Below are 12,043 nucleotides of genomic sequence, written 5' to 3' on the forward strand. Positions count from 1 at the left end.
GATCTTCAAGATTTGATGGAGACGGGCGTCGCCGGCCCGATCGTCAGGGCGAACTGCCCGCGCGTATCGTGGCCTCGTTGATGGCGCGCACACGGGCCTCGTCCACCTTCTCGACCTTGCGGTCGTAGGTGAACAGGCCGTTGTGCTCGCCTTCCACGTCGGTGATCTGCGTATACACCGCCCCCGACACGCCGATACCCGGGCCCTTGTCGCGCAGCACCGCGGTGTTGGCCACGTAGCCGTCGTTCAACGCGGCGGCATCCTTCACCTCGCCGTACGGATTGATCGGCGTGTTCGGCCAGACATGGCCGGGTACGCCGAGGGTCAGGCCACCATGCTCGCCGTCCATCGAGGCACGGGTGGCATCCGGCGCGGGCAGGCCGGGGCCCTGGTAATCGTGGATGTCGATCATGTCGCCCGCCATCGGATCGCCCTTGGTATCGCAGCAATTCGCGCCGCTGCGTGCGTTGACCAGGCGCGACGGATCGCGCTGCTTGATCTGCGCGGCCAGTTCGGCCGCGGCGGGCACGCTCCACTGTCCCCAGCCCTCGTTGAAGGGGATCCAGCCGATGATCGAGGTTTCCCCCTTGAGCTGGTCCACGATGGCGTCGACATCGCGGCGGAAGCCGGCCTTGTCGGCCTCGCTCAAGGTATCGTTGTGGCCGTTCGGTAGCGCCGGCATGTCCTGCCACACCATTAGTCCGATGCGGTCGGCCCAGTAGTACCAGCGTGCCGGTTCCACCTTGATGTGCTTGCGGATGGTGTTGAAGCCGAGATCGCGGGTCTTCTGTATGTCGAACCGCAGCGCCTCGTCGGTCGGCGCGGTGTGGATACCGTCGGGCCAGTAGCCCTGATCCAGCGTTGCCAGCAGGAAGGTGGGCTTGCCGTTGAGCACCACGCGTTGGCGGCCATGCACCGTCGCGATGCCGATGCTGCGCAGGCCGGCATAGCTGGTTACGTCGTCGCGCGTGCTGCCCGCGACCAGTGTGGCCTTGAACGTGTAGAGGAACGGGTCCTGAGGACTCCACGGCCGAGGGTGCGCGATGCCAAGGCGCAGCGGTGTGCCGGCGGGTCCGCTGGCCTCGCCCACCGGCGCGCCGTCCGCATAGGCGGTGACGTGCAACGTGGCGCCTGCCGCGTCACCCGCGAGCGTCGCGCTCACGGTGAAGGCGTCCAGGCCGGTGGCCGGCAGGATATCCAGCTGTGCCAGGTGGACGGCCGGTGCCGGTTCCAGCCACACCGTCTGCCAGATGCCGGAGGCGGCGGTGTAGAAAATACCCTCGGGCCTCAGCCGCTGCTTGCCGACCATGACGTTGGCGCCATCCACGGGCGCGTGCACGGTGACGACGATCTCCTGTGGGCCCCTGGCTTTCAGAGCGGCCGTGATGTCGGCGCTGAAGGACGTATAGCCGCCCGTGTGTCGTGCTACCTGCGTGCCGTTGACGTACACGGTGGCGTCCTGGGCCACTGCGCCGAAATGGAGCAGGACGCGCTGGCCGTTCGCCGAGAACGTGGCCGGCACGTCCACGAGGCGGCGGTACTGCATGAAGTCCGCATGTTTCTGCACGCCGGAGAGCACGGACTCGGCGGGGTAGGGCACCAGGATACGGTTCTTCAGTGCCTGTCCGAACACGGGCGGTGTGTCCACGTCGCTCGCCGCGTACTCCCAGAGGCCGTTGAGGCTGGACCACTGCGGATGCTCCAGTGACGGGCGTGCCAGTTGCGGGCGCGGGTACTCGGGCAGCGCGTTGTCAGGCGATACCTCCGCAGTCCAAGGTGTCGCCAGCGGCGGCACCTTGCCGCTCCATGTGGCGGCCTTGGCGCCCGTGGCACTCATGGACGGTGGCGCATCCCCGGGATCGCTGCCCCAGGCGGTGTTCGGTTTCGGGCCCATCGTCAGCACCAGCGTGGCGCCGTCGGCGATATCCGCATGGCTGAACCAGGGTTTGTTCCAGGGCTTGCCGTTGAGCGTGGCGGACTGGATATACGGGTTGGCGTCCGTGTTGTCGCGCGCGACGATCTCGAACACCTTGCCGTTGCCCAGGCGCAGACGCACGCGGTCGAAGATCGGGCTACCGATGATGTACTCCGGCCGCGACGGATCCACGGGATAGAAGCCCATCGCGCCGAGCACGTACCACGACGACGTGGAGCCCTGGTCGTCCATGCCGGGATACCCGTAGCCGGTGGCGTCGCTGCCGTACATCTGGCTGAGGATGCGACGTGCCATGGCCTGGGTCTTCCACGGCTGGCCACTCCAGGCGTAGAGATACGCCGCCTGCTGGTCCGGCTGGTTTCCCTGCACGTACTGGCCGATCAGGCCGGTGCAATCGCGGCAGATGCCCTTGGCCGTATAAGGCGTGGCGAAGAATGCGTCGAGCTTCGCGTTGAATCCGTCACGGCCGCCCAGCAGGTCCACCAGCCCCTGCACGTCGTGCGGTACCAGCCACAGCGTGGACCAGCCGGAGGCTTCCTTCATCATGAAGTTGTAATAGGGCTCGCCGGGATCGAACGGCGCGATCCAGGCGCCATCGGCCGTGCGGCCACGGAAGAAGCCGGTGGAGCGATCGAACACGTGGCGGTAGTTGCCCGCGCGCCGCTTGAACATCGCCGCATCGTCGGTCTTGCCCAGGCGGCGCGCGACGTCGGCCAGCGCGTGGTCGTCCCAGGCGTATTCCAGCGTGGTAGCCACGCCCGCCTTGCCGCCGGCATACGGCGGGCTGGGACTGCCTTCCGGCACGGTGTCGGCGATCCAGCCCTGCGTATCGTATTCGGCCAGGTAACCGCGTGGCCCCTTCGGGTCCGTGGCGTTCTTGCGCAGGTACTCGTACGCGGCGGCGTAGTCGAAATCGATGCCGCGCTGCCAGGCACCGTCGTAGAGCAACACCGCATGATCGCCGTGGAACGAGGTGTTCATGTAGCCCCGTTCGCGCGCGCGATCCAGTTCGGAGCGCATGATGTCCTTCACCACCTCCGGCTGGAGCAGCATCAGCAGGGCGACCTGGTTGCGTCCGGTATCCCAGAACGGCACGGGGCCGTACTGGTCGTACGTCGCGAGCCGGTCGTGCCCGGTGCTATCGGTGTAGTGCTCGCCCTTGCGCGCGATCATCCGCGGGCTTGCAAACGAGTGATAAAGCGTCGAATAGAAAAGCATGCGCTGCTTCGGCGTGCCGCCTTCCACCTGCACGCGATCGAACAGGCGTGCCCAGATCTCGCGTGCCTTCGCGTGCACACGGTCGAAATCCGTGTCGCTGTCCTGCGCATGCAGGCGCTGTTCGGCTTCGGCCGCACTGTGGCCATGGGCGATGCGCAGCACCACCTGGTCACCGGCTTTCGTGTCGAAGGTGACGTAGGCGCCGGCATAGTCGCCGGAAACCGTGCGGCGGCCGGCTTGCACATCCTCGCGTCCCAGCCCCTCGCCCTGGTGGTTCACCTCGGCGTGGAAGCTGCCGAAGACGGTGAACGGGCGGGAAAACTCGGCGACGAAGAACGGACCGTCCGCGTCGCGATCGTGCCGTCCGGCCTTGGCCACGCCGCGGATCGTGCGATCGCCGATCACCTCCACGTCACCGCCGTCCCTGCGCAGGTTGAGCACGACGTTGGCGCGGTGGCTCTCGGGGAAGGTGAAACGCATGAGGCTGGTCCACTGCGTGGCCGTCAGCTCGACCTTCGTGTGGAACGTATCCAGGTCCACGGTGTAGTAACCGGGCGACGCCTTCTCGGTCGACTTGTCGTACGCGGCGGTGGCGTAGTCCGGTGGCACGGTCCAGTCGCCGACCACGGGCATCACCACGGGCGCGCCGCGAGCCCCGTACGTGGAGCCGCCGCCGGTGAACCCGATCATGGTGGGACGACGGTAATCGTAGGCCACGGGTACGCCGGTGGCGAAACCCAGGTCGGTGTTGATGTTGACCGGCGCAGCCTCCGTGGCGCTCTCCGGCAGGCTGGCACCGGGCGTGGTCATGCCGGTGTACAGCGGCTCGCCCGGCGGTGGCGCATTGCCGATCAGGTCCTGCCGATCGAGCGGTGCGGTGCCGACGAGCGGGTTGGCCAGGTCCACGGGCGAGGGGGCCGGCGCCTGGGTGACCCGTGCGGTCACGGGCGGTTGGACAGCGGTTCGGTTCGCGGCGATGCCGGCGGGCGCAAGGCCCGCCAGCATCAGGAGCATAAGGGTGCGACCGTGGGGAAACGGCCCGCGGGGGCATGCAGGGGAGCGCATCATGGTCGGGTCCAGGCAGGCGAAACGGTTGCGGGGCCGGGCATGACGCACCGGCCCCGCTCGTACGATCGTGCTCAGCTATCCGCACCGAACTTGTAAGTCACACCTACGTAGTACTGACGTCCGGGATACAGCAGTTGGACCAGCCGGGCGCGGGTATCGCCGCCCAGGTAGGTATGCGGCGTGGACTTGGTCAGGTTGATGACCGAGGCGGTGACCATGAAGTGCTTGTTGAACTCGTAGTCGCCGTTCACGTCGATCTGGTGGTAGGGCTGCGCGTAGATGGGTAGGCCCGAGGCCAGGCCCTGCATCGTGCGGCCGGTCCAGTTTTCGCTGGCGCGCAGCAGCAGGCCGTTCTTCTCGTAGAACACCGACACGTTGGCTGCGTACTTCGCGCTGCCGATCAGCTCGGACTTGCCCACCTGCGTGTCGCCCAGCGAGACCGGTGTTTCGTTGGTCTTGTTGAGCGTGTAGTTGCCGATGTAGCCGAAGCCCGAGTCCCACGTGTGCTGCGTGTAGAGCTCGATACCCTTGGACGTGCCCGAGCGACCGTTGGCATTGGTGCTGTACTGCATGAAGTTGGTCTGGGTGCCGCCGACGTTCACGTCGACGTTGTTCACCGTCACCGGTACGACGAAGTTCTTCACTTCCTTCTTGAACAGGTCGATGCCGACCACCGAGTGCTCGGCGTAGTACCACTCGCCGGCCAGGTCGAACTGCGTGGCCGTGAACGGCTTCAGGTCCGCGTTGGCGCCACTGCCGTACCAGCCCGGCAGCGGGGCGCCGAACTGCTTGCGGTCGTTGTAGTAGTCCTGCGTGTTGTTGGTCAGGCTGCCCAGCTTCGCGAGGTCGGTGTAGTTGGCACGGGCCAGGGCCTGCGAGCCGGCGGCACGGATGATGATGTCATCGGCGACGGTCCAGGCGACGTTGAAGCTGGGCAGGAACTTGTTGTAACGCTTGGTGGTGCTGGAGTTGGTAAAGTCCTCGATGACCGCTACCTCCCGCGGCAGGTACTGGAAATCACCCGGTGCGCAGGCGCCGCCGCCCGCATTCACGCCCGAGGCGGGGCAGATCAGGATGTTGCCCGCCGCGTTGTGGTAATACACCGCGTTGTTGGTGGTGACCTGGTTGGCCACGGTGAGGTCCTGCTTCGTGGTGACGAAGCGTACGCCCACGTTGCCACGCACGGTGCCCGTATCGAAGTTGGCCTGCACGTAGGCCGCGGCGATCTTCTCGCCGATCGACGACTTGTTCTGCGGCTTGTTGTAGAGCACGCGGTCGTACGTCGAGTTGAGATGGTTGTAGTAGGCGGGGAAGTTGATCGCCGGGAAGGTGCTGTCATTGTAGGCCTCGCTGCTGCCGTCCAGCGAGTTGGCCAGCAAAAAGCCCGGCGGCAGCTGGCCGGCGTTCGGGTCGCAGGTCTGGAACTGCGAGGTGGTGCCCTTGCAGTACCAGCGCACTTCGTTGCTCTGCTGTTCGGCATGGGCATCGGAGGTCTTCACGCCGAACTGCAGCGACTGCATCCAGTGCGAGTCGAAGGCCCAGGTGAAGTCGGCCTGCGCGAAGTTCTGCGAGTTGGTGGTGTTGACCATGTTGGAGCCGGTGGAGCCCAGGTCCACCTGGCCGGCGCCGTTCTGCATGTTCTGCAGCGTCTGCCCGTCGGCGCTGAGCGTCGGCTTGCCGTTGAGCGTCCACGCGGCGCCGTTGCTGCCGTTGACCCACTGGCCGTCGACGAAGTTGCGCGGCTTGGCGGCCATGCCCAGCTCTACCGAGGGGCCCCCCTTGGCCCAGGTACGGCCGACATTGAACGAGCCGCTGAGGCTGCCGCCGTTGTCCCACTCGCCTTCCAGGTTCAGGGTCTGCGAGGTGGCCTTCTCGACGGAGTAGTTGCCGTTCAACCACGGAATCTCGGTGTTGCAGACGTCCACGGCCTGGCGAATCGCGCCGGTGGACGGATTGACGGTGGCGTTGCAGCCCACGCCCGCGGCGGGCAGCCGGTAGTTGGCGCCGGTGACGATCGTGTGCGAGGGGTCGAAGGTGAGCCCTTCAGGGGCGAGCAGGCGACCTTGCTGGTCGGCGTAGTTGCTGCTGCTTGGCAGGCCCCACTCGGGCACTTCCAGCGTGTTGGTGATCTGGGTCTGCTGGCGCTCGAAGCGGAAGTAGTTGCCGGTCAGCAGGAAATGGTCGCTGGGCTTGAACTGCATGGTCGCCTGCGCGCCCTTGGTCTTCAGGTCCAGCTCGTTGCGGGTGGTGGAGAACTGCTGCGGCATCCAGAAGCCGTTGGACACGTTGCCGGCCTGGTCGACCACGCCACCGCCCGGCCACAGGTCGATGTTCGAGTTGACGTCCGCGCCGTAGGTGCCGCCATGGACGTTGCGCGGCGGCTGCGTGCACGCATCGCGGTCGGTACAGTTGTCCGACCACCAGTGCCAGCTTCCCGCGTCGGCGGAGTGGGTGGTGGCATGGCGCTTCTGGTACGAGCCGGCCACCAACACGCCGAAGGTCTCGTCCTTGTTCTTCCACGACCACAGCGCGGAGCCTTGCGGTTCCAGCTTGCTGCTGGTGTCCGAGCCCGCGGCGGTGCCGGTCACGAAGCCCTCGTTCGCAGCCATTTCCAGCGGGCGCCGCGTACGCAGGTCCACGTTGCCGCCGATGCCGCCCTCATCCAGGCGGGCTTCCAGGCTCTTGTAGAGCTTGATGTCCGAAAACATGTTGGCGGGGAACAAGGTGTAGTTGAACGAGCGTGTGAGGCCGGCCGAGGTGTCGGCCGAGGCGACATAGTTGCCGTTCAACTGGGTGAGGGTGAGCTCGGGTGCGAGGCCGCGGATGCTCACCGTCTTGCCTTCGCCGGATTCGCGGCTGATGACCACGCCGGGCACGTGTGCCAGCGCATCGGCGATGTTCTTGGCGGGAAACTGGGCGATGTTCTGCGCGTTGATCACCTCGACGATCGAGTTGGCCTCGCGCTTGTCCTGCACGTTCTGGTCGATGGACTGGCGATAGCTGGTGACAACCACGGCATCCATGGTGGTGGGACTGCCGGGCTCGCCGGCTTTGGGTTTATCCGTCTTGCGGGTGTCGTCATTGGGCTTTGCCTGCGCCGGTGCTTTGCTGGGTGCGGCAGATGGCGTGGATGCCTGTGCGAACGCCGGCGCAGGAAGGACAAGGCAGCCGGCGACGGACAGTGTGGCAGTGGCTAAGGCGGCGCAAAGCGGCTTGCGCGTGAGCAAGCGTGGCATATAGGTCATGTGAATGAACTTCCCTCGAGTCGTGTGCGCCGCGACGGCGGCGTGGAGATCCCCCGATCATCAATGCCCTGTACATGACCTATGTCTGCACGCGTTCCCCCTTGTCCTTTCGGACCCGAACCGACAACCCGACAACATCCCGAGCGACAGGCGGCACCTGCGACACGTGTTGCCGACGAAATTTTTCCTGCACGAAACCCGCGGGCCCGTCTTCACGACATGGCCCGAGTTCTCTTAATTGGATCGATCTAAATCCCCTGGCAGGAATTAAGCCGTCAAAGTGTTGGCGTGTCACGCTGCGCCGCAAAAAATCACGCATGAAAAGTGCGACGTGATGCTCACTTCATTAAGCTGACGCGATGACGAACAACGACATGCGTATCCGCGCCGCGCTCGCCGACATCGAACACGACCTCGGCCGACAACTGACAAGCGATGCCTTCGTGATCGGCAGCGCCGCCGTATGCCTCGTCGGTGCGGACATCGACGTCGCCGACCTGGATATCCTCACCACGACCGACGATGCCAGGCGTCTGGAACAGGTGTGGCAGTCCCGCCGACTGCACGACTACCTGCCGTCGGACGGCGGGTTGTTTCGCTCGCGCTTCGCGCGTTACGCGTTCACGGCGATGCCGGTGGAGATCATGGGCGGCCTGGAGGTGTGTGTGGAGGACGCGTGGCAATCCGTGCGCATCGATGAGTCGTGCCCCCTGGATGGGCACGCCGCGCGTCTTCGCCTGCCTTCACCGGCGGAACTGCGACGCGTGCTCCATCTGTTCGGTCGGGATAAAGACCGTCGCCGTGCGGCTCTCCTTCGAGGCATGTAGTTTCGCTTGCCGTCGGCAAGCTTGTTCGAACGACTCTACTTGCGACGGACATGGATAGCACCGAGCGGCGTCGGTTGCCGAGGCTGCGCCGTTCGTGCGTCAATGGCCGCTGTCGATCAGGGGAAATGCAACGGATGGCTTATCGCACCACGTTTGGACTGCTGGCGCTGTGCGCCGTGATGATTGCCTGCTCACGGCCCGGTGCCGAGCCATCGGCGACACCCCTCCGGCCCCCCGCGTCTACGGCCCCGCTGGCGATGGCGCCAACGGCGCCCGCCGAAGCCATGCCGCAACCTTACGTACTCGAGGGTACCGAGGTGCGTACGTTGCATGCCGATGGTACGGATCGCGATTACCAGGTATTCGTCAGCTTGCCGCGTGACTACGCGGACCATCCCGAGCGTCGCTACCCCGTGCTGTTCGTCACCGACGCCAACTATGCGTTCCCGCTCATTCGCAGCATCGCGCGTCGCGTGGGCGAGCACGAGGGCGGCACCGAGGCGTTCATCCTGGTGGGCCTGTCGTATGCCGTGGGAGACACCCCGGAGTACAGTCGACGCCGCGATTACACCCCGACCCCCGATGGCGATCCGGAGCTGACCTCGGACATGCCCGGCCGCGCCGTGGTCCACGGCGGCGGTGAGGTCTATACCCGGTTCATCAAGGATCAGGTCTTTCCGCTGATCGCGCAGCACTACCGCGCCGACATGCAACGGAAGATCTACGCGGGCCACTCGTACGGCGGGCTGCTGGGAATCGATATGCTGATCCACGACCCGGGCATGTTCCAGTACTACATCCTGGGTAGCCCGTCGTTGCAGTTCGGCAACGACGTGGAGTTCGCGCGTCTCCACGAGGCGACCGCCAGGCTGCGCGACCTGCCGGCCAACGTCTTGATCGTGCTGGGCGGCTACGAGGCGCTTTCGCCGGGCTCGTCCGATCCCCGGTTCAACCACAGCACGGACATGGTCGCCAATGCGCAGCGGTTCGTGGCCGAGCTGAAGGCGAAGCACTATCCGGGGCTGCATATCAAGATGACCACGGTGGCGGATGAGGACCATATGACCGTCTTCCCGGCCGTCATTACCCGTGGCCTGCTTTGGGCATTGCCGCCCAGGCGCGATTGAAGGACCGCCTGACGCGGCGCTGCGATCAGTGCCGCTGTGCGTAGAGATCCTTTGCCTGCGCCACGGCCATGGCGCGTTCCCGATCGCCGAAGTCGTCGAGCGCGGGGTCGGTCGAGAGGGTCGCGTCGCCCGGTAGCGAGCGCGCGGCCAGTGCACTCGCGAACAGCCGCCACGCCGCGGCGGCGATGGGGTCCCCATCGACCAGCCGGCCGTCGTCCGCAAGCTGCGCCATGACGTTCGCCGCCTCGGTGTCGCCTTTCAGTGCCAGCTCGCGTATCGCCTGCACATCGTCGGCATAGTACGCACGCACCGATGCACGGTCGGGATCGGGCAGACCCGGTGTCACCGCATCGGTGTCCTGTTCATCCTGTCTCAGCCTGGCTTCCAGCAGCTCGCGTCTCGCACGGGGGCTGCCCGCGTCCGCCGCCGTACGCAGCAGGATATCCACGTCGTCATCGGAGGCGATCGGCTGGTTTGCGCACGTCGCGATCCATCGGCGCCGAGGCTCGCCTGGTTCGTCATGGTCGGTACCTGCATCTCCCGCCGTGTCTGCCTGTTGCCGCGCGAGCTGCCGGCACAACAGGCCGGTGGTGGCGTCGGCTTCGGCTCGAGCGGTGGCGCTGTTTGCGGAGTCGCCGCTTGAACGGCCCGGCGGGGCGACCGGCTGGGTGCTCTCGGTCGGCCGTAGCTGCATGGGGGAGCGCGAAGCCCCGCCCACTGCCCCTCGAAGCCTGCCGACCTTTTCCATGGGGTGCGGGTGCGATAAACCCACGACGGCGCAAAGCAGCCCGACCGCGGCGATCGATCCGACCCCGAGGTAGGTCGCGTGGCGACGGAGAAGAATGGAGCGCACGACTAACGACGTCCCGGCGCGCCGGAGGGCGCTTTGCCCGATGCGCCCACTGTCGGGACAGCCGACTTCGCAAGTATGGCGTCCACGGCCTCGTCGCGAAGCAGGGCCTCGATGATCTTGTGCGAGTTTTCATAGGTGGCGATCACGTGCTGCTGCACCAGGATCAGGTGGTAACCCTGCGGACCGCGTACGGGTTCGGAGACCTCTCCCTCGTGCAGTTGGCTGACGGCGGAGATGAACTGTGCGGCAACGTACATGCCGAGCATCGGCTGCAGTTCGCCACCATCGCCGGCCGTCTGCGCATCGTCGGACTCCGCTTGCGCCACGGCCGCGAAATCCGCACCGGCCAGTAGCTTTGCCCGGAGCGCGTTGGCCTTGGCGAGCGCTTCGCCCTCCGATCGTTGGCTGCCATCCCGCGTGGGACCCACGGCCACGAAGATGTGGCTCAACGAAAACTCGTCGTAGGCATAGGGATGCTCGGATAGTTTCCTTTTCACGTCGTCGGGCGTGATGGTGACCGAAGCCCGCATGCGGTCGCGTTTCGCTGGTGACGCTTCGGTCGGGAACTGGGCAGCCGGCGTGATCGCGTGTGCGGCATGGGCTGGTGTCGGTACGGAAGCCTGGGACACCGCTGGCAACGTAGAAAGTACGCCGCCGAGGACGAGCGCAGCGGTGGTGAAGCGATAACGGATGGACATGGTGGCATGACCCTGTGGAAGAAGGCGGCAGCGGAAGAGGGGGATGTCTTGCATCCCCCTCCGGCTACGTCAGTGCAGTCCGCGTGACTTGAGGAAGCCGATCAGGCCCCTCGGATCGTCCGTGGTGATGAAGGTGAAGCCTTGCTTGACCAGATAGTTCCAGTCGCCGCGGTCGTCTGCGGTATCCCTGCCGCCGGGGTAGGAGAAGTAGATGCTTGCCAGCGTGTAGCAGCACACGCCGGTGTTCTTGTAAAAATTGCCGTTGCCCGGCGCATCGGGCAGGGCGTTGAACACGCCCACGGCCTTCTTGTCACCCTTTGCCAGGTCCAGCTGGCCCTGCAGCAAGCCGTTCGGCTGCTTGACGTTGATCTCGACCGCGGGGGAGCCGGTCCACGCTCGGCGCACGGCAGGCACGTCGATGATCGTCAGCATGTTGGTGGTGAACACGGGAATACCGACGATCGTGGGGGCATCAGCCTTGAACGCCGAGTACGAGGGATACAGCGTGGCGTTGACCTTCGCACCGACGACACGCGATGGTGCAGAGAAATTTTCCTGCGCGAGGCGGTCGATGGCCTTGACCGCATCCTTGGTCTTGGTGTCGAAGATCATCGGTGTCCGGAGGCCGTGCTGGTTCCAGTAGGTGAAGATGCCCGTGACATCGGGTACGAAGTAGCCGGTCACCTGGGTGCGTCCCGGGCTGAGCAGGTGGAGGTTCTGGATCGTGTTCCAGCTGACTGAGGCGACGCTGGGGTTGGTGCCGACGTTGGTGTTCGGGTCGTACTTCGTGCCGCCACGGAACGCGGTATAGACGTCCGTGGTGCGGCCGAGGTTCATGTCGTGCATCAGTACGGGAACACCTTCGGACGTCATCTTGACGTCCAGTTCCACCGCGTCCATGCATTGGTCGTCAGCTTGCTGCAGTGCCGCCCGTGAGTTTTCCGGGGTGTCGCCGCTGGGGGAGAACTTGCCCCAGAGTCCGCGATGTGCAAGTACGGATACCTGATGGGTGGGTACTGTTTTCAGCAGCATGGCCATCCGGGTGCTGGTCGGGGCGCATGCCGCATGGGA

General features: G+C 65.6%; 7 protein-coding genes. 2 read left to right on the top strand and 5 right to left on the bottom strand.

The features are described 5' to 3' along the window. Positions 1 to 43: 43 nt before the first annotated feature. Positions 44 to 4,168 (bottom strand): GH92 family glycosyl hydrolase, encoded by a 4,125-nt coding sequence (locus tag FA89_RS20470; RefSeq protein ID WP_081916483.1) that lies wholly within the window; start codon positions 4,166 to 4,168, stop codon positions 44 to 46. 125 nt (positions 4,169 to 4,293) lie between these two features. Beyond that, on the bottom strand, positions 4,294 to 7,467 hold the full coding sequence (locus FA89_RS11285) for a TonB-dependent receptor (protein ID WP_036140698.1): 3,174 nt from the start codon (positions 7,465 to 7,467) through the stop codon (positions 4,294 to 4,296). Positions 7,468 to 7,841: 374 nt separating this feature from the next. Between FA89_RS11285 and FA89_RS11290 the strand changes: the two genes are divergently transcribed. Continuing rightward, positions 7,842 to 8,294: a hypothetical protein gene (locus tag FA89_RS11290; protein WP_036144159.1), complete on the top strand. Its 453-nt coding sequence runs from the start codon at positions 7,842 to 7,844 to the stop codon at positions 8,292 to 8,294. 284 nt (positions 8,295 to 8,578) lie between these two features. Next, entirely contained in the window at positions 8,579 to 9,421 is an 843-nt protein-coding gene (locus FA89_RS11295; protein ID WP_221174294.1) for an alpha/beta hydrolase, read from the top strand. Between the two features lie 25 nt (positions 9,422 to 9,446). Here FA89_RS11295 and FA89_RS20190 read toward each other — a convergent pair whose 3' ends face one another. The 3 genes from FA89_RS20190 to FA89_RS11310 all read right to left on the bottom strand — a co-directional run bounded on the left by FA89_RS20190 (position 9,447) and on the right by FA89_RS11310 (position 12,010). Next, positions 9,447 to 9,869 (bottom strand): hypothetical protein, encoded by a 423-nt coding sequence (locus tag FA89_RS20190; RefSeq protein WP_185754323.1) that lies wholly within the window; start codon positions 9,867 to 9,869, stop codon positions 9,447 to 9,449. 407 nt (positions 9,870 to 10,276) lie between these two features. Further along, positions 10,277 to 10,972 carry a peptidylprolyl isomerase gene (locus FA89_RS11305; protein WP_185754324.1) on the bottom strand — a complete coding sequence of 232 codons (696 nt, stop codon included), beginning with the start codon at positions 10,970 to 10,972 and terminating at the stop codon, positions 10,277 to 10,279. 69 nt (positions 10,973 to 11,041) lie between these two features. Next, positions 11,042 to 12,010, bottom strand: a complete 969-nt coding sequence (locus FA89_RS11310) for a glycerophosphodiester phosphodiesterase family protein (protein ID WP_036144166.1) — start codon at positions 12,008 to 12,010, stop codon at positions 11,042 to 11,044. Positions 12,011 to 12,043 lie beyond the last annotated feature (33 nt).

Origin of the sequence: Luteibacter sp. 9135 (assembly GCF_000745005.1) — a bacterium.
Lineage (GTDB): Bacteria > Pseudomonadota > Gammaproteobacteria > Xanthomonadales > Rhodanobacteraceae > Luteibacter.